At 71.1% G+C, this 24,565-nt stretch carries 21 protein-coding genes; 14 read left to right on the top strand and 7 right to left on the bottom strand.

Annotation, left to right across the window (positions count from 1 at the left end; genetic code table 11):
• Positions 1-17 precede the first annotated feature (17 nt).
• Complete coding sequence (locus ACZ4MH_RS12750; protein ID WP_351590167.1) at positions 18-1,055, bottom strand: LacI family DNA-binding transcriptional regulator; 1,038 nt, start codon at positions 1,053-1,055, stop codon at positions 18-20.
• Between the two features lie 169 nt (positions 1,056-1,224).
• On the opposite strand from ACZ4MH_RS12750, the gene ACZ4MH_RS12745 reads away from it, so the two are divergent.
• The 10 genes from ACZ4MH_RS12745 to tatC all read left to right on the top strand — a co-directional run bounded on the left by ACZ4MH_RS12745 (position 1,225) and on the right by tatC (position 9,878).
• On the top strand, positions 1,225-2,484 hold the full coding sequence (locus ACZ4MH_RS12745; protein WP_351590164.1) for an MFS transporter: 1,260 nt from the start codon (positions 1,225-1,227) through the stop codon (positions 2,482-2,484).
• Between the two features lie 9 nt (positions 2,485-2,493).
• The gene (gene pafA, locus ACZ4MH_RS12740) at positions 2,494-3,855 is read left to right on the top strand and encodes a Pup--protein ligase (RefSeq protein ID WP_351590161.1); all 1,362 of its coding nucleotides are present in this window, start codon (positions 2,494-2,496) and stop codon (positions 3,853-3,855) included.
• A gap of 152 nt (positions 3,856-4,007) precedes the next feature.
• Positions 4,008-4,988 carry an FKBP-type peptidyl-prolyl cis-trans isomerase gene (locus tag ACZ4MH_RS12735; RefSeq protein ID WP_351590158.1) on the top strand — a complete coding sequence of 327 codons (981 nt, stop codon included), beginning with the start codon at positions 4,008-4,010 and terminating at the stop codon, positions 4,986-4,988.
• Between the two features lie 99 nt (positions 4,989-5,087).
• Positions 5,088-5,462: an FKBP-type peptidyl-prolyl cis-trans isomerase gene (locus ACZ4MH_RS12730; RefSeq protein WP_351590155.1), complete on the top strand. Its 375-nt coding sequence runs from the start codon at positions 5,088-5,090 to the stop codon at positions 5,460-5,462.
• Between the two features lie 227 nt (positions 5,463-5,689).
• On the top strand, positions 5,690-6,688 hold the full coding sequence (locus tag ACZ4MH_RS12725) for a helix-turn-helix transcriptional regulator (protein ID WP_351590152.1): 999 nt from the start codon (positions 5,690-5,692) through the stop codon (positions 6,686-6,688).
• Between the two features lie 17 nt (positions 6,689-6,705).
• Complete coding sequence (locus ACZ4MH_RS12720; RefSeq protein ID WP_351590148.1) at positions 6,706-7,656, top strand: helix-turn-helix transcriptional regulator; 951 nt, start codon at positions 6,706-6,708, stop codon at positions 7,654-7,656.
• Positions 7,657-7,716: 60 nt separating this feature from the next.
• Positions 7,717-7,959 carry a hypothetical protein gene (locus ACZ4MH_RS12715; protein WP_223731428.1) on the top strand — a complete coding sequence of 81 codons (243 nt, stop codon included), beginning with the start codon at positions 7,717-7,719 and terminating at the stop codon, positions 7,957-7,959.
• A 173-nt stretch (positions 7,960-8,132) separates the two neighbouring features.
• Complete coding sequence (locus ACZ4MH_RS12710; RefSeq protein WP_351590145.1) at positions 8,133-8,351, top strand: hypothetical protein; 219 nt, start codon at positions 8,133-8,135, stop codon at positions 8,349-8,351.
• Positions 8,352-8,547: 196 nt separating this feature from the next.
• A complete protein-coding gene (gene tatA, locus ACZ4MH_RS12705; RefSeq protein ID WP_351590142.1) occupies positions 8,548-8,841 on the top strand; it encodes a Sec-independent protein translocase subunit TatA in 294 nt (97 codons plus the stop codon).
• 65 nt (positions 8,842-8,906) lie between these two features.
• Complete coding sequence (tatC, locus tag ACZ4MH_RS12700; protein ID WP_351590139.1) at positions 8,907-9,878, top strand: twin-arginine translocase subunit TatC; 972 nt, start codon at positions 8,907-8,909, stop codon at positions 9,876-9,878.
• Between the two features lie 112 nt (positions 9,879-9,990).
• Here the strand turns inward: tatC and ACZ4MH_RS12695 are convergent, their stop codons facing one another.
• Complete coding sequence (locus ACZ4MH_RS12695) at positions 9,991-10,317, bottom strand: hypothetical protein (protein ID WP_351590136.1); 327 nt, start codon at positions 10,315-10,317, stop codon at positions 9,991-9,993.
• Positions 10,318-10,611: 294 nt separating this feature from the next.
• Between ACZ4MH_RS12695 and ACZ4MH_RS12690 the strand changes: the two genes are divergently transcribed.
• Positions 10,612-13,437 carry a DEAD/DEAH box helicase gene (locus tag ACZ4MH_RS12690; RefSeq protein WP_351590134.1) on the top strand — a complete coding sequence of 942 codons (2,826 nt, stop codon included), beginning with the start codon at positions 10,612-10,614 and terminating at the stop codon, positions 13,435-13,437.
• A gap of 168 nt (positions 13,438-13,605) precedes the next feature.
• On the opposite strand, the gene ACZ4MH_RS12685 is transcribed toward ACZ4MH_RS12690, so the two are convergent.
• The 3 genes from ACZ4MH_RS12685 to ACZ4MH_RS12675 all read right to left on the bottom strand — a co-directional run bounded on the left by ACZ4MH_RS12685 (position 13,606) and on the right by ACZ4MH_RS12675 (position 17,399).
• On the bottom strand, positions 13,606-15,906 hold the full coding sequence (locus ACZ4MH_RS12685) for an ATP-binding protein (protein ID WP_351590132.1): 2,301 nt from the start codon (positions 15,904-15,906) through the stop codon (positions 13,606-13,608).
• Between the two features lie 120 nt (positions 15,907-16,026).
• On the bottom strand, positions 16,027-16,479 hold the full coding sequence (locus ACZ4MH_RS12680; protein ID WP_351590129.1) for an ABA4-like family protein: 453 nt from the start codon (positions 16,477-16,479) through the stop codon (positions 16,027-16,029).
• Positions 16,476-17,399, bottom strand: a complete 924-nt coding sequence (locus tag ACZ4MH_RS12675) for a hypothetical protein (RefSeq protein WP_351590249.1) — start codon at positions 17,397-17,399, stop codon at positions 16,476-16,478. The genes ACZ4MH_RS12680 and ACZ4MH_RS12675 overlap by 4 nt, the downstream gene beginning before the upstream one ends.
• Before the next feature lie 235 nt (positions 17,400-17,634).
• Here ACZ4MH_RS12675 and ACZ4MH_RS12670 point away from each other — a divergent pair, with 235 nt between their 5' ends.
• Positions 17,635-18,234: a MerR family transcriptional regulator gene (locus ACZ4MH_RS12670; RefSeq protein WP_467754486.1), complete on the top strand. Its 600-nt coding sequence runs from the start codon at positions 17,635-17,637 to the stop codon at positions 18,232-18,234.
• 154 nt (positions 18,235-18,388) lie between these two features.
• Here ACZ4MH_RS12670 and ACZ4MH_RS12665 read toward each other — a convergent pair whose 3' ends face one another.
• Together ACZ4MH_RS12665 and ACZ4MH_RS12660 are read right to left on the bottom strand one after the other, a co-directional pair.
• Entirely contained in the window at positions 18,389-19,288 is a 900-nt protein-coding gene (locus ACZ4MH_RS12665) for a siderophore-interacting protein (RefSeq protein ID WP_351590124.1), read from the bottom strand.
• 54 nt (positions 19,289-19,342) lie between these two features.
• Entirely contained in the window at positions 19,343-20,257 is a 915-nt protein-coding gene (locus ACZ4MH_RS12660) for a 5'-3' exonuclease (RefSeq protein ID WP_351590246.1), read from the bottom strand.
• Between the two features lie 352 nt (positions 20,258-20,609).
• Here ACZ4MH_RS12660 and ACZ4MH_RS12655 point away from each other — a divergent pair, with 352 nt between their 5' ends.
• Entirely contained in the window at positions 20,610-21,899 is a 1,290-nt protein-coding gene (locus tag ACZ4MH_RS12655; RefSeq protein ID WP_351590121.1) for a quaternary amine ABC transporter ATP-binding protein, read from the top strand.
• A complete protein-coding gene (locus tag ACZ4MH_RS12650; RefSeq protein ID WP_351590118.1) occupies positions 21,892-24,495 on the top strand; it encodes an ABC transporter permease/substrate binding protein in 2,604 nt (867 codons plus the stop codon). The genes ACZ4MH_RS12655 and ACZ4MH_RS12650 overlap by 8 nt, the downstream gene beginning before the upstream one ends.
• Positions 24,496-24,565: the final 70 nt, after the last annotated feature.

Below are 24,565 nucleotides of genomic sequence, written 5' to 3'. Positions count from 1 at the left end.
GGCGTTTCAGGGGTGCTTCAGGAGTGTCGTCCCTGGGGCGGGGCGGCCGTCGAGCCGCGGGTGATCAGCTCGACCGGGAGCGTGGTGGGCGCGGCGGGCGGCCGGCCGGCCAGTACGTCGATCAGGGCGCGCATACCGGCCGCGCCGAACTCCTCGGCGGGCAGCCGTACGGTGGTCAGCTCCGGTTCGACGGCGGTGGCCAGGGCGAGGTCGTCGAAGCCGGTGACGGAGACGTCTTCGGGGACGCGCAGGCCGAGCCGGCGGGCGGCCTTGCAGGCGCCGGCGGCGAGGATGTCGTCGTCGCAGACCAGGGCGGTGGGGCGGGGCCCCGGGGCGGTCAGTGCCGCGTGCGCGGCGCGCAGCCCGGCGTCGACGTCGAGCGGCGCGGCCTGTACCTCCAGGGTCGCGCCGGGCACGGCGGCCACGGCTTCGGCGAGGGCGTCCCCGCGGCGGCGGAAGGTCCAGGAGTCGACGGCGGCGGCGAGGTGGGTCAGCCGGCGGTGGCCGAGGCCGAGCAGGTGGCGGGCGGTCTGCCGGGCGCCGTCGGCGATGTCGAGGTTGACGGTGGCGGCGGCCGGTGTGTCGTCGGGGTCGTTGTCGAGCATGACCAGGGGCAGGCCCTCGCCGTAGAGGGCGGTGAGCGCGTCGGTGGCCATGGAGGAGGCGATGACGCCGTCCAGGGTGGCACGGGCGGAGTCGAAGGGGTCGCGGGCCGGACCGATGCCCTCGGGGGAGGGGTACAGAACGAGGCCGAAGCCGCTGTCGGCGGCGATGCGGGCGGCGCCCGTATAGACCCGGGCGAAGAATTCGGTGGTGAGGACGGGGACGACGAGGAGGACCGTGCGGGTGCGGCCGAGGCGGAGGCTGCGGGCCGCGAGGTTGGGGCGGTAGCCGAGCTCGCGGGCGGCGGCGCGTACGGCGTCGGCCTTGGCCAGGGAGACGCGGCCGCGCCATTTGTCGCCGAGTACGAGAGAGACGGCCGCCTGCGAGACACCGGCGGCGCGCGCCACGTCCTTGCTGGTGACGCGTCCGGACGTGGTCGCCTGCTCCGTCACTGGTGTGGCTGCCCTTTCGTGTCGGCGGCTGCGCGCCGTGCCCTGCCTCGTGCGCGCGCCACCTCAATTGCGGTGGACCCGCGGTCAGCGGCCATGGTACGTATGGCGGGCGACGTTATACGTAACACTGGACGTACCCGGCCCGGACGGCCGGCGGAGAGGGGTGGGTATGGCCGCGGGTTACGCGGAGTTGCTCAGGACGCGCCACGCGGCGCGGCTGCTGACCGGCACCTTGATCGGACGGCTGCCGAACGCGACGGCGGCGCTGGCGGTGGTCCTCTTCACCCGCGCCGAGGGTGGCAGCTACGCCCTGGCCGGGGTGCTCTCGGCCGTGTACGGCCTCTGTACGGCCGTAGGACAGCCGCTGCTGGGCCGCGCGGTGGACCTGTGGGGCCAGCCGCGCGTCATGCTGCCCGCGGCCGTCCTGTCGGCGCTGGGCATGGTTCTGCTGGCCGTTGTCGGCATCGACCCGCTGTGGCCGGCGTACGCGGCCATGGTGGTGGCCGGGCTCTTCACGCCGCCCCTGGAGGGCGGGCTGCGCGCGCTGTGGCCGGGGGTGCTGAAGCGCCCGGAGCGGGTGCACGCGGCGTACGCACTGGACGCGGTGGCGCAGGAAGTGATGTTCGCGGTGGGCCCGTTGCTGGTGACGCTGAGCGTGGCGGCGTGGTCCGAGCGGGTGGCGCTGCTGGTCATCAACGCGCTGGGGGTGCTGGGCGCGCTGTCGGTGGTGGTCTCGCCGCCGTCCCGGCAGTGGCGCAGCGCGCCGCGTGAGGCGCACTGGCTGGGGGCGCTGCGCTCGCGCGGCATGCTCGTCCTCATCGGGTCGTTCTTCTTCGTGGGGCTCGCGCTCGGTTCGATCGCGGTGGCGGCGGTGGCGTACGCCGATACGCACGGCGGGCAGATGGTTTCCAGCTATCTCCTGTCGGCGCTGGGCGTGGGGGCGTTGATCGGCGGCGTGGTGTACGGGGCGCGGGAGTGGCCGGGGGAGCCGGAGCACCGGCTGCGGATACTGATCGGGCTGCTGGCCCTCGGGTATCTGCCGTTGGCGCTGGTCCCGGGAGTGGCGGGGATGACGGCGCTGACGGGGCTCGCGGGGGTGTTCCTGGCGCCTGCGCTGGCCTGCGCGTTCATCGTGGTGGACCGGCACGCGCCGCGCGGCACGGTGACGGAGGCGTTCTCGTGGCTGGTCACGACGTTCGGAGTGGGGGCCGCCGTGGGTACGTCAGTGGTGGGCCCGGCGGTGGAGCTGGGCGGCGCGGCGGCGGGTTTCGCGGTCGCGGGCGGCGGTGGTGTCGCCGCGCTGGCGGTGATGGTCGCGGCGCGGCGTTTTCTGCTGCCGTCCGGCATGCGTCCGGTGGGTGGCGGCCAGGCGGAAAATGATCGAAACGGTGCTGTCGAACCCGGTTTCAGAGCAGGCCATCAGGCGTAATGTTCAGTCATGGACCGCCGCATTTTCGGGCTGGAGAACGAGTACGGCGTCACGTGTACGTTCAGGGGACAGCGCCGCCTGTCTCCTGACGAAGTGGCGCGGTACCTCTTCCGCCGTGTCGTGTCATGGGGCCGCAGCAGCAATGTCTTCCTGCGGAACGGTGCCCGCCTGTACTTGGACGTGGGATCGCACCCGGAATACGCAACTCCCGAGTGCGACAACGTGACCGAGCTGGTCACCCACGACAAGGCCGGCGAGCGCATTCTCGAAGGCTTGCTCGTCGACGCCGAACGCCGCCTGCACGAGGAGGGAATCGCCGGAGACGTCTATCTCTTCAAGAACAACACCGATTCGGCGGGAAACTCCTACGGGTGTCACGAGAACTACCTCGTGGCGCGGCACGGGGAGTTCTCCAGGCTCGCGGACATCCTCATTCCGTTCCTGGTGACCCGTCAGCTGCTGTGCGGCGCCGGCAAGGTGCTGCAGACCCCGCGCGGCGCGGTGTACTGCGTCAGTCAGCGCGCCGAACACATCTGGGAAGGGGTCTCCTCGGCGACGACCCGCTCCCGGCCGATCATCAACACCCGTGACGAGCCGCACGCCGACGCCGAGCGGTACCGCCGGCTGCACGTCATCGTGGGTGACTCCAACATGTCCGAGACGACCATGCTGCTGAAGGTCGGCGCCACCGACCTCGTACTGCGCATGATCGAGGCGGGCACGGTGATGCGGGACCTGACGCTGGAGAACCCGATCCGGGCGATCCGCGAGGTCAGCCACGACATCACCGGTCAGCGCAAGGTGCGGCTGGCGAGCGGCCGGGAGGCGTCGGCCCTCGAAGTCCAGCAGGAGTACTACGAGAAGGCGGTGGACTTCTGCGACCGCCGCGGCATCCGCACGGGCACCGTCGAGCGGGTCCTGGAGCTGTGGGGCCGCACGCTGGAGGCGATCCGGGACGAGCAGCTGGACCGGATCGCGACGGAGATCGACTGGGTCATGAAGTACCAGCTGATCGACCGTTACCGCGCGAAGAACAACATCACGATGTCACACCCGAGGGTGGCGCAGATAGACCTCGCGTACCACGACATCCACCGCCGCCGGGGTCTGTACTACCTCCTGGAGAAAAAGGGCCAGGCGGCCCGGGTGTGCAACGATCTGAAGATCTTCGAGGGCAAGTCCGTGCCGCCGCAGACGACGCGGGCGAGACTGCGCGGCGATTTCATCCGCCGGGCACAGGAACAGCGCAGGGACTTCACGGTCGACTGGGTGCATCTCAAGCTCAATGACCAGGCGCAGCGCACGGTGCTGTGCAAGGACCCGTTCCGGTCGGTGGATGACCGGGTGGAGAAGCTCATCGCGGGAATGTGACCCGATTCGTGGCACGGCGGTGTGTCAACGGCCTTTGCGCCGGGGCACACCGCCGTGTTGTCTCCTGCCGTGTTGTCTCTGGAATTGCGGTGGGGGTCAGGTCGTAGAGTGGCGGGCATTGCCCACCCACCCCTCTAGCCCGAGTTGGACTGATGAAGCTCACGAAGAACACCCGCCGTGCCGCGGCCGCGGCGATCGCCGTGCCCCTCCTGTTGTTCACCGCCGCGTGCGGGTCCGACGACGAGGGCTCCGGCGCGAGCGTCGCGTCGGTGGAAGGCAAGGCCGGCGAGCAGCCCAAGATCAAGGTCGACAAGAAGGCCAAGGCGCCGGACAAGGCGGTCGTGAAGACCCTCTCCGAGGGCAAGGGCGCGACCGTGCAGAAGGGTGAGTTCGTCCGGCTCGACTTCGTGGGCCAGATGACGAAGGGTCAGTCGCTGGGCAGCAGCTGGACCAAGCAGCCGGGCGCGAAGGCGGACGCGCCGCGTTCGCAGTCCGTCGGCGTGGCCGGGCAGGCGACCCGGGAGCTGCCGACGAAGGTGATGGAGGCGGTGACCGGCAAGAAGGTCGGCACCCGCTTCGAGATCGAGGGCACCGCGAAGGCGATCATCGGTGACCAGCTGAACCCGCAGGCGGGCGTGAAGCCCACCGACGGCCTGGTCTGGGTCGTCGACGTGGTCGCCGCCAAGAAGGCCGACAAGAACGGCGAGGCGAAGGGCGAGCAGGCGGCGCCGGAGGCCGGTATGCCGGAGGTGAAGGCGCCGAGCCGGAAGCCCGCGAAGATCACCGTCCCCAAGGGCGAGAAGGCCCCCAAGGAGACCAAGAGCCAGGTGCTCATCAAGGGCGACGGCCCGAAGGTGAAGGCCGGGCAGGGCCTGATCGCGCAGTACACGGGCGTGAAGTGGGAGGACGGCAAGATGTTCGACTCCTCCTGGAAGCACGGCGGCGCGACCGCCTTCCAGATCGGCACCAACGCGGTCGTCAAGGGCTGGGACAAGGCCCTGGTCGGCAAGCACGTCGGCGACCGTGTCGAGATCGTCGTGCCGCCCAAGGACGGGTACGGTACGAGCCCGCAGGGCGGCGAGCTGGCCAACCAGACGTTGGTCTTCTCGGTGGACATCCTCGACACGTTCTGAGGGCGCCGGGGCGGTACGCCGCCCGCCGCGATGATCACGGCCCGGCCATCTGCGAGACTGTCCCGCGTTGTAGAACGATTCGTTCGTAGGAGCACACACGTGAGCATCGACAAGCCCGAGATCGACTTCCCCGAGGGCCCCGCGCCCGCCGATCTGGAGATCGTGGACCTGTGGGAGGGTGACGGGCCGGTCGCCAAGGCGGGGGACACCGTCTCCGTCCACTACGTCGGCGTGTCCTTCAGCACCGGCGAGGAGTTCGACGCGAGCTGGAACCGCGGCAAGCCGCTGCAGTTCCAGCTGGGCGCCGGCCAGGTCATCGCCGGCTGGGACCAGGGCGTGCAGGGCATGAAGGTCGGCGGCCGCCGCCGGCTGACCATCCCCGCGCACCTCGCGTACGGCGACCGCGGCGCCGGTGGCGGCCGCATCGCGCCGGGCGAGACGCTGATCTTCGTCTGCGACCTGGTCTCGGTCTGAGAACCGGCCGGAGACGGAGCGTCCGCGACCGGATACCGGTCCGGCGCTGATCTTCGCCCACGCGGACACCGTGTCCGGACGCCGGTTGCGTCCTTGTGCGGCACCGGCACGGCGCGTGGCGCGAGCCTTAAGGGCCCATGCCCCCCTCGGGGGTATGGGCCCTCGGCTTTTGAAGCGGCTCCCGGTAGCGGTACGGTCATCGGTCGGGAGCTAGAGAAAGGGCGTCGATGGCCATTGCCAAGGCCGAGCGGCTGATGAACCTGGCGCTGTGCCTGCTGGGGACCCGGCGCCCGCTCACCAAGCGGGAGTTGCGCGGATCCATCGAGGCGTACGTCGAGGCGTTCGGCCCGGGGGACGGTCCGGCGGGCGCGGGCGACGACGCGTTCAACCGCATGTTCGAGCGAGACAAGGACGACCTGCGCGAGCTCGGCATGGTCATCGAGACCGTCGAGGGCCTGGAGGGGGATACCGGCTACCTGGCCCGCCGGGACTCCAACCGGCTCCCGCCGATCACCCTGGACGCCGAGGAGGCCGCGGCCCTCGGCCTGGCCGCGAAGATCTGGCAGCAGGCCCGGCTCGCGGGCGCGGCCAGCGGCGCACTCCAGAAGCTGCGCGCCGCCGGCATGCCGCTGGCGGCGGAGGACGAGGGCCCGTACGACCCCGCCCAGCCGCACAGCGCCCTGGAGCCGCGCATCCCCGCCCACGAGGCGGCCTTCGAGCCGCTGATGCTGGCCTGCCGGGACCGCCGCCCGATCGTCTTCGACTACCGCAAGGCCAACGCGGCCCGGCCCGAGCAGCGCCAGGTGGAGCCGTGGATCCTCGAATGCTGGCGCGGCCACTGGTATCTCGCCGGCTGGGACCGCGACCGGCAGGCCGAGCGGGTCTTCCGGCTCTCCCGCATCACCGGCAAGGTCCGCTCGCGCGCGGGGAAGTTCACCGCCGAGGTGCCCGACCACGTGACCGTACGGGAGACGGTGGAGAGCTGGGCGGGCGAGACCGCCACCGGCACCGCGCGCATCAAGCTGCGCGCCGACCACGGCTACCCGCTGCGCGCCCGCGCGCTGTCCGTGCGTGAGGCGGGCGGGGGCTGGGACGAGCTGGAGATCCCGTACGGGCACGGCCTGGACGCCTGGCTCGTGGAGCTGGGCCCGGACGTGGTCGTACTGGAACCGGCCGAGCTGCGGGCCGACGTCGTGGACCGGCTGCGTGCCGTGGCCAAGGGCTGAGGGGGAGCGACCAGACCATGGCGAGCAATGCCATCGACCAGACCCGCCGGATGCTGTCCCTGGTGACGTACCTGCGCGAGCGCCCCGGCGCCCGCGTCAGCGACGTGGCCAGGGCCTTCGGCATCACCGAGGACGAGCTGATCGCGGACCTCGACGTGCTGCCCATGTGCGGTACGAGCTTCCGCGGCGGCGACCTGCTGGACATCGACACCGACGGCGACCGCATCTGGTGGCACAACCCCGACGACGTCGCCGAGCCGCTGCGGCTGGCCGCCGACGAGGCGACCGCGCTGCTGGTGGCGGCGCGCGCGGTGTCCACCCTGCCCGGCCTGCGCGAAGGCGACCGGCAGGCGCTGCTGCGCGCCACCGCCAAGCTGGAGGCGGCCGCCGGCGAGGCGGCCGGGGCCAGCGCCCGGCTGTCGGTCACCTTCGAGTCCGAGGGCGGCGTCTTCGCCGACGTGGACCGGGCCATCGCCGAGCGCCGTCGCCTGTGGCTGAAGTACTACTCGCCCGCCCGCGACGAGCTCACCGAGCGCGAGGTGGACCCCATCCGCCTCTTCGCCGTCGGCCACACCTATGTCGAGGCGTGGTGCCGGCTCTCCGAGGCGCGCCGTACTTTCCGGCTGGACCGGGTGGCCGAAATCAAGCTGCTGGACGCGCCCTCCGACCCGCCGCCCGTCGAGCTGCGGGACCTGTCCGAGGGGCTGGTGCAGCCGGCCGCCGAGGACCCGGAGGTCGTGATCGAGGTGGGGCCCGGCGGCCGCTGGGTCGCGGAGTACTACCCGCACGACACCGCCGAGGAGCTGCCCGAGGGGGGCCTGCGCATCACCCTCCGTACCCCGGAGCCCGCCTCGCTGCGGCGCCTCGCGCTGCGGCTGGGCCGGGACGGGCGGATCGTCGCCCCGCAGGAACTGGCGGACAGCGCGCGGGACGCGGCGGCGCGTGCGCTCGCCGCGTACGGCGGCTGAGGCGCGCGGCCCGGAGCAGGCAGGGACAGTCGAGGAAACCGCAGGGGAGCTGTGAGTGCGATGACGACCGTGACCACGCCGGCCGCGCCCGTGATCTTCAAGGCGGCCTGCCCGGACTGCCGGGGCCACTTCGAGCTGGCTTCGGACGCGCTGCGGCTGGCGATCGGCGGCAGCCGCCGTACCACCTTCTACTCCTTCACCTGCCCCGACTGCGGCTCCGCCGTCCGCAAGCCGGCCGGCGAACGGATCGTGGAACTGCTGACCGGCGGCGGGGTACGGACGCTGCGGCTGCATACGGGGTGAGCGTCGGCCGCGTACGAGGCGAGCGACAGTCGCATACGGGCTTCGCCTGCGCACGGGCGGGGCGGGGGCGGGGGCGGTGCCGCGAGCGGTTCCCGCGCGGCTCCCCTGGGTAATCCCCCGGTGGGGGTGCGGGGGCGTTCGATTTGCCCCGTAGGCGCCGGTAGGCTCGCCCCATGCTCTGGCCCATGATCGCCATCGCCCTCGGCTTCCTCGGCCTCGCCGTGCTCGGCGTCCTGGCCGTCCGCGTCTTCGTGGAGGTGCGCAGGCTGGCCCGCCAGGTGGACGAGGCCTCCCGCCGGATCCAGCACGCCGCGCAGGACCTGGAGCGGGCCGCGGGGCCGCTGGCCGGGGACGCCGGGGCGATGGCGGGACCCGGCGGGCAGAGGGTCTGAAATCGGCCGCGCGGGGGCGGTACGCTGCTGGATGCGGGACGACGAGCGAGGCACGGCCCGCAATCGGGAGTATGCACAGGGATTGCCGCCGGTTAACCCCCGCGCGTTACGATCGCTGGCAGCACGGCGAAACGGACGCTTGTCCGACCAGTCGGGCAGCCCCACCCCAGCCGCCTCGGTGAGAAGGTAACCACTTATGTTCACTGGAAAGATCGGCGCTCCCGAGATCATCCTCATCCTCGTCGTCGTCATCCTCCTGTTCGGTGCCAAGAAGCTCCCCGAGATGGCCCGCTCCCTCGGCAAGTCGGCGCGCATCCTCAAGAGCGAGGCCAAGGCGATGAAGTCGGAGGGCTCGCAGTCGCAGTCCGCGCCGGCCGACCCGCCGAACGACGCGCAGGGCGAGACCCCGAAGACGATCCAGGCGTCGCCCGGTGACGTGAACAGCTCCCGCCCGGTCGCCGAGCCGACCGACAGCACGACCAAGCGCTGACCCAGGGCCGACGACTGGGGCGGCGGCCCGGTACCGCTGCCCGCCGCACGAGATGAGGACGTGGGTTGCTCAAGTCTGCCCCGAAGAAGGATAAAAAGGACAGGGACCCCGAGGGTCGGATGCCCCTCGCGGAGCACCTCCGCGAGCTGCGCAACCGGCTCGCGAAGTCCGTGCTGGCCATTGTGGTGGCGAGCGTCGTCTCGGCCTTCTTCTACGAAGACATCATCAACCTGATCACGAAGCCGGTGCTGCAGACGGTGGGCTGCGGCCTGTCGTTCTCCGAGCTGGCGCAGAAGGGCGGCGGGGAGACCTGCGCCCGCATCGTGATGATGGACTTGCTCGGACCCTTCACCCTCGCGCTGAAGGTGTCCCTGATGGCGGGCATGATCATGTCTTCGCCGGTCTGGCTTTACCAGCTCTGGGCATTCCTCGCGCCCGGCCTGCACCGCAACGAGAAGAAGTACGCGCTCAGCTTCGTGGGCGCCGGCTTCCCACTGTTCCTCATGGGTGGGTACTTCGCGTACCAGATGCTGCCTACGACGGCGAAGGTGCTCATCGACTTCACCCCGATGGGCATCGACAACCTCCTGACGCTGGACAAGCTGCTCGACCTGGTGACCCGGATGATCGTGGTCTTCGGTCTCTCCTTCGAGCTGCCGCTGCTGCTGATCCTGCTCAACTTCGGCGGTGTGCTCTCCGGGAAGCGGATGCTCGGCTGGTGGCGCGGCATGATCATGGGCATCACCGTCTTCGCGGCGATCGCCACTCCCAGCGTCGACCCCTTCTCCATGATCGGGCTCGCTGCGCCCATCGTGCTCCTGTACTTCGGCGCCGTGGCCATCTCCCTCCTGAATGACAGCCGCAAGGCCCGAGCCATCGCCGAAGGCCCCGCCGACGACGAAGCCTCCGAGCTGGACCTCACCCCCGAGGACATCGGCAGCATCGATTCCGTCGACGCCCCGCGCGCCCTCCCGGAGCAGTCCGGCCCCGGCCGCGCCCTGGAGTCCCGCCGGGACGACATGGACGACATCACGTAAGAGCCGTCACGTTGCACACGCCGACGAGGGCGGGCCACCTGCGGGTGGCCCGCCCTCGTTTTCGTTCCGCGGGATCCAGTGCGTTACCGGGCCCGGGCGGCAGTCGCCGGTCTCAGCAGCTCTTGGAGTTTCCGAAGCTCATGGGCTTGTTGTAGAAGACCTTGGAGCCGTTGCCCTTGGCTCCTACGGATATGCAGGTCTCGCCGACGGACCCGATGCCGGTCTTCACCCAGAACGCCTGCTTGCTGTTACAGGTGTTGCTGTAATAGACGGTCCACGTGACGGTGCCATCGCCCCAGGAGTAGTTGAAGCAGCCGGTGCTGCCTCTGTGTACGGCCTGGGTGCTCATGTCGGCGGCCATCGCGGGAGCGGCGTTCGCCAGTCCGAGAGTGGCCGCCAGGCCGATCGCCACACCAGTGGCGCGTGTCCCGAAGCGCATAGTCGTACCCTTTCTGTCATTTTTCGCTTATGGAAGGTCAAACCACGCCGCAAGATGATCTTGCGCAGCGCGAGGGATAGTACAGCGTTTGGGTGATCTTGGTGGGAGAGTGACGATTTTCGGCCGGATACTCCGCGTTGGTGACTCGGTCACGGAGCGTTCGGAACGCCGGCTCGGGGAGGGACAGTCACCCTCGTTCAGGTGGGCAGGCCGCTGGGAGGGGGAGGGCGTTCCGGGAGGGGTCGGTTAAAGATCGCGTGACTGTCAGAGGTGGCCGGTAGGCTCGTAGACACGATGACCGAGGACATGTCCCCTGCTGAGCGCTATGCCGCCGCGCGATCGCGCGCGGCCGAGCAGGCCACCGCACTCTTCCCCTTCAAGGAGATGTACGACTTCGCGCTGGACGCGTTCCAGATCGAGGCGTGCGAGGCCCTGGAGGCCGGTAAGGGTGTGCTGGTCGCCGCTCCGACCGGATCCGGTAAGACGATTGTCGGCGAGTTCGCCGTCCACCTGGCCCTGAGACAGGGCCGCAAGTGTTTCTACACGACCCCCATCAAGGCCCTCTCGAACCAGAAGTACCAGGACCTGGTCAAGCGGTACGGCGCGGAGAAGGTCGGCCTGCTGACCGGAGACAACAGCGTCAACGGCGACGCACCGGTGATCGTGATGACCACCGAAGTGCTGCGCAACATGCTCTACGCCGGCTCCCAGACCCTCAATGGCCTGGGCTATGTGGTCATGGACGAGGTGCACTACCTCTCCGACCGCTTCCGCGGCGCGGTGTGGGAAGAGGTGATCATTCACCTCCCCGACTCCGTGACGCTGGTCTCGCTCTCCGCCACGGTCTCCAACGCCGAGGAGTTCGGCGACTGGCTGGACACCGTGCGCGGCGACACCGAGGTGATCGTCTCCGAGCACCGCCCCGTGCCGCTGTGGCAGCACGTGCTGGCGGGGCGCCGGATGTACGACCTCTTCGAGGAGCGGGACGGCGCCGAGCCCGGCCAGGGCAAGCGCGAGGTCAACCCCGACCTGGTGCGGCTGGCCCGGATGGAGAACAGCCGCCCCACCTTCGGCCGCGACAAGCGCCGCGGCCGCAACAACCTGCGCGAGGCGGACCGCGAGCGCGAGCGGCGGCAGCGCAGCCGGATCTGGACGCCCAGCCGCGCCGAGGTGATCGACCGGCTGGACAATGAAGGCCTGCTCCCGGCGATCACGTTCATCTTCAGCCGGGCCGGCTGCGAGGCGGCGGTCCAGCAGTGCCTGTACGCGGGCCTGCGGCTGAACGACCAGGCGGCGCGGGAGAAGGTCCGCAAGATCGTTGAGGCCCGCACGGCCGGCATCCCCGACGAGGACCTGCACGTCCTCGGCTACTTCGAGTGGCTGGAGGGCCTGGAGCGCGGCATCGCGGCGCACCACGCCGGCATGCTGCCCACCTTCAAGGAGGTGGTCGAGGAGCTGTTCGTGAAGGGCCTGGTCAAGGCGGTCTTCGCCACCGAGACCCTGGCCCTCGGCATCAACATGCCGGCGCGCTCGGTCGTCCTGGAGAAGCTCGTCAAGTGGAACGGCGAGCAGCACGCGGACATCACCCCCGGCGAGTACACCCAGCTCACCGGCCGGGCCGGGCGGCGCGGCATCGACGTCGAGGGCCACGCGGTGGTCCTGTGGCAGCGCGGCATGGACCCGGCCGCGGTCGCGGGCCTGGCGGGCACGCGTACGTACCCGCTGCGCTCCTCCTTCAAGCCGTCGTACAACATGGCGGTCAACCTCGTCTCCCAGTTCGGCCGGCACCGCTCGCGCGAGCTGCTGGAGATGTCCTTCGCGCAGTTCCAGGCCGACAAGTCGGTCGTCGGCATCTCGCGGCAGGTGCAGAAGAACGAAGAGGGGCTGGAGGGCTATCGCGAGGCGATGACCTGCCACCTCGGGGACTTCGAGGAGTACTCGCGGCTGCGCCGGGAGCTGAAGGACCGCGAGACGGAGCTGGCCAAGCAGGGCGCGGCGCAGCGCCGGTCGGCCGCCGCGGCGGCGCTGGAGAAGCTGAAGCCGGGCGACGTGATCCACGTACCGACGGGGAAGTTCGCGGGGCTGGCGCTGGTGCTCGATCCGGGGATGCCCTCGGGGCGGACGAACGGCCATCGTGGATTCCACGCCGAGGACGGGCCGCGGCCGCTGGTGCTCACCGCGGAGCGGCAGGTCAAGCGGCTGGCGTCGATCGACTTCCCGGTGCCGGTGCAGGCGCTGGACCGGATGCGCATCCCGAAGTCCTTCAACGCGCGCAGTCCCCAGTCGCGCCGCGACCTGGCGTCCGCGCTGCGTACGAAGGCCGGGCACATCCGGCCGGAGCGGCACCGCAAGCAGCGGTCCCCGGCCGCGGACGACAGGGAGATCGCGCGGCTGCGCACCGAGCTCCGGGCGCATCCGTGCCACGGCTGCGACGAGCGCGAGGACCACGCGCGGTGGGCGGAGCGGTACCACCGGCTGCGGCGGGACACGCGTCAGCTGGAGCGCCGCATCGAGGGTCGTACGAACACCATCGCGCGCACCTTCGACCGGATCTGCTCGCTGCTGACCGAGCTGGACTATCTGCAGGGCGACACGGTCACGGACGAGGGCCGACGGCTGGCGCGGCTGTACGGCGAGCTGGACCTGCTGGCGAGCGAGTGCCTGCGCGAGGGCGTCTGGGAGGGGCTGTCGCCCCAGGAGCTCGCGGCGTGCGCGTCGGCCCTGGTGTACGAGGCACGGCAGGCGGACGACGCGGTCGCGCCGAAGCTGCCCTCGGGCAAGGCGCGGGCGGCGCTGGGCGAGATGGTCCGGATCTGGGGGCGGCTGGACGCCCTGGAGGAGGACCACCGGATCAGCCAGGCGGAGGGCGTCGGCCAGCGCGAGCCGGACCTCGGGTTCGCGTGGGCGGCACACCAGTGGGCGTCCGGAGTGGGGCTCGACGCGGTGCTCCGCGAGGCGGAGATGCCGGCCGGTGACTTCGTCCGCTGGTGCAAGCAGCTGATCGACGTACTGGGGCAGATCGCTGCCGCGGCCCCGGAGGGTTCGACGGTGACGAAGGCGGCCCGCAAGGCGGTCGACGGGGTGCTGCGGGGAGTGGTGGCTTACTCGTCGGTGGGGTAGGCCCTGACCTCCAGGGGACTTCCTCGTTACTGCGGCTTCCTCGTTACCGCGGTGTCGGGCGTCGGTGGGAGCGGCTTCCTCGTTACCGCGGTGCCGGGCGTCGGCGGGGGCGGCTGCCGGCTCCCCGGTGTCGGGGCGGCAGCCGGGGCCCGATCGAGCGGGAGCGCCTCAGGGCTGCCTCTCCGCCAGCGTGGGCGCGATCTCCGTGCGTGACGAGCAGCCGAGTTTGCCCAGGATGTGCTCGACGTGCGCGTCCGCGGTGCGTTTGGAGATCACCAGCCGCTCGGCGATCTCCCGGTTGGACAGGCCCTGCCCCACCAGCTCGGCGACCTCGTGCTCGCGCCGGGTCAGGCCGTCGCCCGCGCGCCGCGCGTCGGCGGCCGGCGTCATCGTGCAGGGGGTGTCCTCGTCCGCCTCCGCGAAGTCGACCGCTTCCCGCATGGACAGCTCGGCGCCGTACCGGCGCAGGCGCTCGAAGCGGGTTTCGCCCAGCGCCTTGCCGGCCTCGGCCCGCGCGCGGTCGTAGGCGTCGATCAGGACCGGTACGCCGAGCAGGACGGCCGACAGGTCCTCGCCGAGCTGCTCGGCCGCCGCCACGAGACATGCGGTGCGGCCGTACCGGCCCTGGGCGGCGGCGAGCCAGGTCAGGATGGCCAGACAGGCGGCCGCACCGTGCTTGTCGGCCATCCGGTACTTCTGCCGGACCGCCGCCCGCGCGGCGGAAGAGGCCGCCGCGATGTCTCCGGCGCGCCAGTACGCGATGCCCTGCGCGGCGAACACATTGCCGCGGACCCAGCCCTCGCCCGGATGCTCGGCGAGGAGGTCCAGGGCCTCCTCGGCGACGGCGAGTGCCTTGTCGGGCTCCCCGACGATGGCGTGCATGGCGGCGTAGTCCATCAGGGCCTGCGCCAGGCCGGGGTGGTCGCCGAGGCGTGGGAACCGCTCGCGGGCCTCCTCGAAGGCGGCGATGGCGGTGGCCGGGTCTCCGCAGATCAGGCTCTGGGTTCCCACGTAGTGGGCGGCGAGGGCGAGCAGTCGCTCGTCGCCCAGCCGCTCGGCGACGGCCCGGGACTCCCGGGCCGTGGCCCGCGCCGGTCCCCGGTCGCCCTGACGGATGGCGTACCAGCACAGCAGGCGCAACCCGTCCGCCCGCTCCGGCACCGGCTCGGGCACCTGCTCCAGACACTGCGTCAGCCAGCGCCGCCCCTCCCGGAAGTACGATCCGAGGCCCCAGTAGTGCCCGAGCGTGACCGCGAAGGCCAGCGCTTCCCGTTCGTGGCCCGTCCGCAGGCAGGCGTATTCGAGCGCGGCCCGTACATTGGCGCGCTCGCGGTCCACCGTCCAGAACAGCTCGACCTGCTCACTGCTGCACCAGCGGTCCGCGAAGCGCTGCGCCAATGCCCGGTAGTGCGCCAAGTGCCGTTCCCGGCAGGCGGTTTCCTCGTCCGTACCGAGCCCGGCGAGCCAGTCGGCGCCGTACTCGCGGATCGTGTCCAGGAGGCGGTAGCGGACCTCCTCGGCCTCGGAGCCGTCCAGGCGGATGACAACGGACTTGTCGACGAGCCCGATGAGCGTTTCGACCACTTCGTGGGCGGGCAGCGCACCGCCCCCGCACACGCGCCGTACGGCCTCCAGATCGAACGAGCCCGCGAGGACCGACAGCCGTGCCCACAGCAGCCGTTCGGCGTCCGTGCACAGCTCGTGGCTCCAGCCGATGGCCGTGCGCAGCGTCTGGTGACGGGCCAGGGCGGTGCGCCGGCCACCGGTCAGCACCCGGAAGCGCTCCTCGAGCAGGGCGACCAGGTGCTTGAGTCCCACGGCCCGCAGCCGGACGGTGGCCAGTTCGATCGCCAGCGGAATGCCGTCCAGGCGGCGGCAGAGGGCCTCGACGTCGGGGCGGTTCCGGTCCGTGAGGGCGAAGCCCGGGGTGACGGCCGCGGCGCGCTGCGCGAACAGTTCGACGGCCGTACCGAGGGGCAGCGGTGGCACCGGGAAGACGTGCTCGCCCGGTACGTCGAGAGGCTGGCGGCTGGTGGCGAGCACGGTCACCCCGGGCGCCGCGCCGAGCACGATGTCGGCGAGCATCGCGCAGGCGTCGACCAGATGCTCACAGGTGTCCATGATCAGCAGCAGCTGCCGGTCCTGCAGATGGTCGACGAGGGCGTCCAGTGGCTCGGCGGCGGACTGCGGTGGGACGCCGAGCAGCGTACACAGGGCATTGGGCAGCAGTTCGGGGTCGCGCAGAGCGGTCAGCTCGGCCACGCGGACGCCGTCGGCGAAGTCCTCCCTGACGGCGGCGGCCGTGCGCAGCGCGATCCGCGTCTTGCCGACCCCGCCCGGCCCCATGAGCGTCACCAGCCGGGCCTCGGCCAGCATCCGGCGCACCTGCGCGAGTTCTTCCGTGCGGCCGACGAAGCCGGTCAGCTCGAGGGGAAGGGTGCCACTGCGCCGACTGAACTCAACTGCCATGTAACCCGTCCAAAGTGCCGACAGCCGGGGCCCATACGGTACGCCGTACGGGCCGGCCGGGTGGGTGGAACGGAGGTCGGCCATCCGATGGAGGGACGGGGGCCGCGGGTGGGCCCGTCCTCAAAGACCGGACGGGCTTGGTTCGTTGGCCCGTGTCGTGCGCAGCCGTGTGGCGCGGATGGCGAGGAAGAGCAGGACGCCGATCGGGGAGAGCAGGACGGTCAGGACCAGCAGAGGGCCCATCACGAGCGGGTGGATGGCCAGGCGGCGGGCCTCGCGGTACATCCACTGGCCGAGGAAGAGGTCCCAGGCGATGACCTGCGCCCAGATCGCCGCCGCGCCCCCGTCCAGGGCCATCAGGTCCTGGAAGCCGCCGAGTTCGGGGTGGGACACGGCGGTCCAGAGCCGGGGGAAGACCGGTACGGCCAGCGCCAGGTAGACCAGGAGCACCGGGACCATCGGCAGCGGGGAGGCGGCGATCCGATCGGTCCACCGCCGGCCGGGCGCGAGGATCAGCAGTGCCCAGACGGGCGCCGCGAGCCAGAACGAGAGGTCGAAGAGGAAGGCGGTCATGCCGTCACCTCCTGGGCGATGGCGGAGGGCGTTGCGGAGTCGTCCGTACGGGAAGGGGCGCGCAGCGCGGCGTACGTGCCGCCCGCGGTCGCGGCGAGCAGGGCCGTCAGCGCGCCCAGCGTCGCCGCGTCCGGGTGCACGAGCGGCTGACCGCGCAGCGCCTGCCAGGTCACCAGCGCCAGCAGCCCGGTGAGGAAGCCGGCCGCGACCAGGACGAGCCGCAGCCGTACGCGCGCGGCCCGCAGCCGCGGCGCCCGGCGGCCGAGCGCGTCGAGACCGAGCAGGAAGAGCGGCAGGGCCTGCATCGCGTGCATCCCGACGAAGTGCGGTATGCGCAGGTCACCGCCGGTGGTGCTCCAGCCGGTCAGCGGCATCGTGGGCCCGCCGTCCGGCACGCCCACGCTGTGCGCGCCGATCACGTCCCGGATGCCGTGGGCCGCGGCGGCCTGCTGGTCGGGGGTGGGCATGAGCATCAGGCCGCCGAGCGCCAGGCCGACCAGCGCGATCACCGCGCCGAGCCGAACGGCCCAGGTGGCGGCGCGGTCGGTGCCCCGGCCGCCGCGGAACTGGAGCCCGGCTATCACGAAGGTGGCGAGCCACAGCGCGACGATGGTCGCGCCCATGACCTGGAAGAGCGCCTGGTCCAGCGGGGTGGCGACGTCGAAGTGGCTGCGCCGGCCGCGGACGGTCTGGCCGACGATGACGGCCATTTCGACGGCGCCGGTCACGGCGACGACCGTGCCGGCCCACCAGCCGATTCGGCTCGGCGCAGGGCGCCGGGCGAGCATCCAGGCGAGCGTCAGCCCGTACAGGGCGAACGAGACCGCGAACTTCAGCGGCTTGAACCAGATCGGCGAACCGACGAGCACCCGGTCGTCGGCGACCAGGCCGACCGCCGAGACGACGGCCAGGACGGCCATCGTGATCGAGAACCAGGTCAGTGGGCGGTGCACGGCCGCCGAGCGCAGGGCGGGCAGGAGTGGAGCAGACATGAGTAACCCCCGTCATCGTCATGGTGCTGAATAGATAGTGGCACTTGCCGCTATCTGATAGTGGGACTATCTATGATGGGGGGAGTGGTTGGCAACCCCTTGAAGAACTTCGGAAGGGCGTGAAGAGCGAGTGCGCATCGGGGAGTTGAGTCGGCGGACCGGAGTGGCGGTACCGACGATCAAGTACTACGTCCGCGAAGGGCTGCTCCCGGCGGGCTCTCTGACCAGCCCGAACCAGGCGGATTACGGCGAGGCGCACGAGCGCAGGCTGCGGCTGATCCGCGGCCTGCTGGACGTCGGCGGGCTGTCGGTCTCGGCCGTGCGCGAGGTGCTGGCGGCGGTCGAGGACGCGGACCGGCCGGTGCACAAGGTGCTCGGCGCGGCACAGAAGAGCCTGACGCCGCCGCAGGGTGCCGGGCCGGAGGAGCTGGCGGAGGCGCGGGAGGCCGTCGCGGAGCTGGTGGCGCGGCGCGGGTGGCGGGTGGCGCCGGACGGCCCGCCGGGCGAGGCGCTGGCCGGCGCGCTGGTCACGCTGCGCGGGCTGGGGCACGGCGGGTTCGAGGAGGTGCTCGACGTCTACGCCGACGCCTGTGAGCGGATAGCGGCCGCGGACCTGGCGTACGTGCGGCGCGCGCCGGACGTGGAGCGGCTGGTCGAGGGGGTGGTCGTGGGCACGGTGATCGGGGACGCCGTCCTCGCGGCGCTGCGTCGGCTGGCCCACACGGACGCCTCGTCGCGCGCGTACGGGGGCGAGGCGGGGTGAGTCGCTCGGCGGGGGACGGCGGTGCGTGCGCCGAGGGCGCCCGCCGCCCGGCGCGCGAAGAGGGCGCCCGCCACCCGGCAGGCGCCCGCTCCCCTCAAGGCTGACGCCTCAAGGCTGACGCGTCAAAGCTGACGCAACGTCAGCCGCTGCGCGCTCAGGAGGCGTTCGGCGTCACTGAATCCGTCACCGAACCCGTCGCCGAACCCGTCTCCTGTTCCGCCTCCACCGTCGCGTTCCACTCCTGCTTCGACGCCTGCCAGCCGTCCTCGTCGTGGCCGCGGCGCCAGTAACCGGAGATGGAGAGGTCCGCGCGCGGGATCTCGCGCTCGACCCGCAGCAGCCGGCGGAGCTCCTTCACGAAGCCCGCCTCGCCGTGCACGAACGCCTGGACCCGGCCGGGGAGGAACTCCAGCGCGCGCACGGCCTCGACCAGCCGCTCGCCCACCGGCTCGGCGTTGCGGTGCAGCCAGACGATCTCCGCGCCGGCCGGCGCCCGCAGCTTCTGCTCCTCGCGGGCGTCCGGAACCTCGATGAAGGCGCGCACCACGGCGTCCTCCGGCATCCCGGCGAGCGACGCCGCGATGGCCGGCAGCGCGCTCTCGTCCCCGGCGAGCAGGTGCCAGTCGGCCGCGGCCTCCGGGGCGTACGCGCCGCCCGGGCCGAGGAAACGGATCTCCGCGCCCGCCTCGGCCTGCTGCGCCCACGGCCCGGCCAGCCCCTGGTCGCCGTGGATCACGAAGTCGACCGTCAGCTCCAGGCTCTGCGGGTCCCAGGAGCGCACCGTGTACGTCCGGGTGCGCGGCCACTGGTCGCGCGGGAAGTCGGCGCGGATCTGCGCCATGTCGAACGGCTCCGGGTAAGTCACGCCCGGCACCGGGAAGAGCAGCTTGATGTAGTGGTCGGTGTACTCGCCCGCGGGGAACTCCGCCAGGCCCGCGCCGCCCAGGACGACCCGCATCATGTGCGGGCTGAGGCGTTCGGTGTGCACCACGCGGGCGCGGTAGGTGACGGCCTTCCTACGGGCGGGACGTTCGGCGGGACGGTCTGCTGCCACGGTGGGCCCCCTGGGCGCTGCGAATGAAAAGTTAGGTTCACCTAACCTAACAGTTCACGCCGGAAGCGCCGAGAGGACGCGCTGCAGCGAGCCGCCCAGGCCCCACCGCCCGGCCAGCTCCTCCAGCGTCGCGGGGTCGGCCGGCTCCTTCGGCACCTCCGGGTCGAAGTCGGGCAGCGCGACGTCCGAGGCGACGCGGACGACCGTGGGCGCGACGTCGAGGTACGGGCGGGCCTCGGTCAGCCGCTTGCGCTGCGCGGGCGTGAGCTTCGCCGCCGGGTCGTCGGCCGCGGCCATGATCCCGGCCAGGTCGCCGAAGGACGCCAGCAGCTTCGCCGCGGTCTTCTCGCCGATGCCCGGCACGCCCGGCAGGCCGTCGCTCGGGTCGCCGCGCAGCAGCGCCAGGTCCGCATAGCCCGCGCCGTCCACGCCGTACTTCTCGCGGAGCCAGGCCTCGTCGGTGACCTGGAGGGTGCCGACGCCCTTGAGCGGATACAGCACGCGCACGCCGCGCCGGTCGTCGACGAGCTGGTACAGATCGCGGTCGCCGGTGACGATGTCGACCGGGCCGGCGGCGCGCGTGGCGAGCGTGCCGATGACGTCGTCCGCCTCGTATCCCGCCGCGCCCACGCGCGCGATGCCCAGCGCGTCCAGTACCGCCTCGATCACCGGGACCTGCGGCGAGAGCGTGTCCGGGACCTCCTCGACGTCCGGCGCCGCGGAGCCCTCGGGGGCCTCCTCGGCGACGCGGTGCGCTTTGTACGTCGGGATGAGGTCGACCCGCCACTGGGGGCGCCAGTCGGCGTCCATGCAGGCCACGAGGTCGTCCGGGTGGTGGTCCTGGAGGAGGCGGGCGATGAAGTCCAGCAGGCCGCGGACGGCGTTGACGGGCGTGCCGTCCGGGGCGCGGACGGAGTCCGGCACGCCGAAGTACGCGCGGAAGTACAGCGAGGCGGTGTCGAGGAGCATCAGGCGTCGGGTCACACGCCGATGATGCCGCACGCCACTGACAACGCCGCTGACAACGCCGCTGACAACGCCGCGCACCCCCTCGCGTCTGGGTCGCGAGCCGCCGTGTCCGGGTCGCGTGTGACCTCGCGTCAAACGTGTGCCGCTTGTGAGGCGAGTCACTGTTGTGTTTGACGTGAATAAAGGGGGGCAGGCGCGCATCCGGAGCGGAACCGGTAAGGAATTCAACTTTTTCTGTCCCGGCGCAAGCGGCCCGAAGCCGTGCCGCTCCACGGCCCCTCCCCAGCCTTTCGGCCTGGGGATCACCCATGGCTGGGACGGGCCGTTCCTTGGTTCGACCAGAGAGGTGCATGTGTCCAGGCTGCAAGCCGAGCACCTGTACAAAGTGTTCGGCAGACGACCCGATGACGCCGTGCGGAAACTCGAGGGCGGGGCGACCCGTGACGAGCTGCGCGCCGAGGGTACGACGGCAGCGGTGATCGACTCGTCGTTCACCGTGGACGAAGGCCAGATCTTCGTCGTCATGGGTCTGTCGGGTTCCGGCAAGTCCACGCTGCTGCGCATGCTGAACGGGCTGCTGGAGCCGACCGCGGGCAGTGTGCGGTTCGACGGCCAGGACCTGACCACGCTCAGCCCCAAAGAGCTGCGCAGGGTCCGTTCGCAGAAGATCTCCATGGTCTTCCAGCACTTCGCGCTCTTCCCGCACCGCAGCGTCCTGGAGAACGCCGCGTACGGCCTGGAGGTCCAGGGCGTACCGAAGGCCGAGCGCCGGCGGCGCGCCCATGAGGCGCTGGAGCTGGCCGGCCTGAAGGGCTGGGAGAAGTCCTGGCCCGACGAGCTGTCCGGCGGCATGCAGCAGCGCGTGGGCCTGGCCCGCGCGCTGGCGACCGACGCGGACCTGCTGCTGATGGACGAGTCCTTCAGCGCGCTGGACCCGCTGATCCGCCGCGACATGCAGGACCAGCTGCTGGAGCTGCAGAAGACGCTGAAGAAGACGATCGTCTTCATCACGCACGACCTGAACGAGGCCATGCGGCTCGGCGACCGGATCGCCGTCATGCGCGACGGCCGGATCGTGCAGAACGGCTCGGCCGAGGACATCCTCGTACGGCCGTCCAACGACTACGTCGCGTCCTTCATCCAGGACGTCGACCGCACCCGGGTGCTGACCGCCGGCGCGATCATGACGGACGTGGCGTCGGTGCTGGGCAGCAAGGACGCCGACGGTACGGAGATATCCACCGCCGAGCAGTTCCGTGCCGCCGCGCCCGCCACGGTCACGAAGGACACCCCGCTCGTCGACCTGTTCGCGCCCTGCTCCGCCAGCGCGGTCCCGGTGGCCGTGGCCGACGCGGCCGGGGAGCTCATCGGCGCGGTGCCGGCGCAGAAGCTGCTGGCCGCGCTCGGCGAGCCCGAGCCGCAGGCGCCGGACGACGCCGTCGCCGCCGTACCGGCCCAGCCCGCCCCCGAGGACAAGCAGCCCGAGGACGCGAAGCCCGCGGGCGCGCAGCCCGAGGACGAGAAGCCCGGGGACAAGCAGCCCCTGTCCAAGGACGACGCGGCCAAGGACGCCGAGGACGCCGCGCCCGAGGACACGGACGGCAAGGACGCCGACGAGAGCAAGGTGATCGCCGGTGCCTAGGATCGAGATCGGCACATGGGCCGCCGGGGCCGTCAAGTGGCTGCAGTCGAACGTCGACTGGCTCTTCGGCTTCATCACCCACGTGCTCAACGCGGTGTACGGCTTCTTCCACATGGTGCTCGCCGCGCCCGAGCCGCTGATCCTCGCGGGCATCCTCGCGGTGCTCGCCTGGTGGCTGCGCGGCCTGCTGGCCGCCGTCCTGACCTTCCTCGGTTTCGCACTGATCGACTCGATCGAACAGTGGGACACCACCATGGAGAGTCTCTCCCTGGTCCTGGTGGCCTGCCTGGTCATCGTGGTCATCTCGGTGCCGCTGGGCATCTGGGCCGCCCGCAACCGCGCGGTCAGCGGCGCGGTGCGCCCGGTGCTGGACCTGATGCAGACGATGCCGGCGATGGTCTACCTCATCCCGGGCATCCTCTTCTTCGGCCTCGGCGTGGTCCCCGGCATCGTGGCGACCATCGTCTTCGCCATGCCGCCCGCCGTCCGCATGACCGAGCTGGGCATCCGCCAGGTCGACCAGGAGCTGGTGGAGGCGGCCGACGCGTTCGGCACGCACCCGCGCCGCACGCTCTTCCGCGTGCAGATCCCGCTCGCGCTGCCCACGATCATGGCCGGCATCAACCAGGTCATCATGCTGGCGCTGTCCATGGTCGTCATCGCCGGCATGGTCGGCGGCGGCGGTCTGGGCTCCTCCGTCTACGACGCGATCAGCTCCGTCGACGTGGGCCTGGGTACCGAGGCCGGCCTCGCGGTGGTCATCCTCGCGATGTACCTCGACCGCATGACCGGCGCCCTGAACCAGCGGGTCTCGCCGCTCGGCCGGCGCGCGCTGGCCAAGGCACAGGCCACGCTCGGCGGTCTGAAGTTCCTGCAGTGGCGCCCGGCGACCTCGCTCGCGATGACCGGTGTGGTCGTGCTCGCGCTGGCCGCCGGCGGTCTGAACGCCTTCGGCAGCAAGGGCGGCGACGCCGCCGCCGGCATCGGCGACGGCCGCCAGATCAACCTCGGCTACGTCAACTGGGACGAGGGCAAGGCCACCACGTACCTGTGGAAGGAGCTGCTGGAGCAGCGCGGCTTCAAGCCCAAGGCGCAGGCCCTGGAGGCCGGCGCGCTCTACACGGGCCAGGCCCAGGGCGACATCGACGTGCAGACCAACTCCTGGCTGCCGGTGACGCACGAGTCGTACTGGAAGAAGTACAAGGACAAGCTCGAGGACTACGGCGCCTGGTACGACAAGACCTCGCTGGAGGTCGCCGTCCCGTCCTACGTCAAGGGCGTCAAGACGCTCGACGACCTCAAGGGCAAGGGCAAGGAGTTCGGCGGCAAGATCGTCGGCATCGAGCCGGGCGCCGGCGAGATGAAGATCGTCAAGGACAAGGTCCTCAAGGACTACGGCCTGGACGGCGAGTACAAGCTCCAGTCCTCCAGCACCTCCTCGATGCTGGCCGAGCTGGACCGCTCCATCAAGGCGAAGAAGCCGATCGCGGTGACCCTGTGGTCCCCGCACTGGGCGTACAGCAAGTACAAGCTGACCAAGCTCAAGGACACCAAGGGCTCCTTCGGCTCCGGTGACGGCATCCACACGCTCGGCCGCAAGGGCTTCGCGAAGGAAGAGCCGCAGGTCGCCTCGTGGATGAAGAACTTCCACCTGGACGAGAAGCAGCTCACCGGCCTGGAGGCGGCGATCCAGGACGCCGGCAAGGGGCACGAGCAGGACGGTGTCCGCGCCTGGCTGAAGAAGAACCCGGGCATGGCCGACAAGCTGGCCCCGGCCCCGGGCTCGTACGCCAAGGGCAAGGACGCGGGCGCCGCGCCGAACATCGGCTACCCGTCCTGGGACGAGGGCATCGCCACCTCGTTCCTGTGGAAGTACGTCCTGGAGCAGCGCGGCTACAAGCCGAAGATGCGCAACCTCGACGTGGGTCCGATGTGGACCGGGCTGTCGACCGGCCAGGTCGACGTGGAGATGGACGCCTGGCTGCCGGTCGCGCAGAAGCAGTACTGGGACAAGTACAAGAACGATCTGGTCGACCTCGGTGCGTGGTACGACAAGACGTCCCTGGAGATCGCGGTGCCTTCCTATGTGAAGGGCGTGAAGTCCATGGACGACCTGCGCAAGCACAAGGACGAGTTCAAGGGCAAGATCATCGGCATCGAGCCGGGCACCGGCGAGATGAAGCGCCTGAAGAGCAAGGTCCTGCCCGCGTACGGCCTGCAGAACATGAAGGTCACCGAGGCCGGTACCAGCGCCATGCTCGCCGAGCTGGAGCGGGCGATCGGCAAGAAGGAGCCGATCGCGGTCGTCCTGTGGTCGCCGCACTGGGCGTACGACAAGTACCCCCTGACCAAGCTGAAGGACCCGAAGGGCACCTGGGGGGCCGGCAACAAGATCAAGTCGGTCGCGCACAAGAGCTTCCCCAAGAAGTTCCCCGAGTTCAACAGCTGGCTGAAGAACTGGCACATGCAGCCCGATGACCTGGCGAGCCTGGAGAAGGCCGTCAACGACGCGGGCACCGGCCACGAGGAGGAAGGCGTCAAGAAGTGGGTCGACGCGCACCCGGGCATCGTCGATGAGATGGCCCCGGTGAAGTGACGCCGTACCGGTACTGACCGGCCGTAAGGCTGGTACTGACCGGCCGTCACACCCCTTCGGGAACGGGCCC

The sequence above is a fragment of the Streptomyces sp. NPDC026301 genome (genome assembly GCF_055567935.1).
Note: the sequence above shows the minus strand (reverse complement) of the source record. Positions and strands in the feature narration are given on the sequence as shown.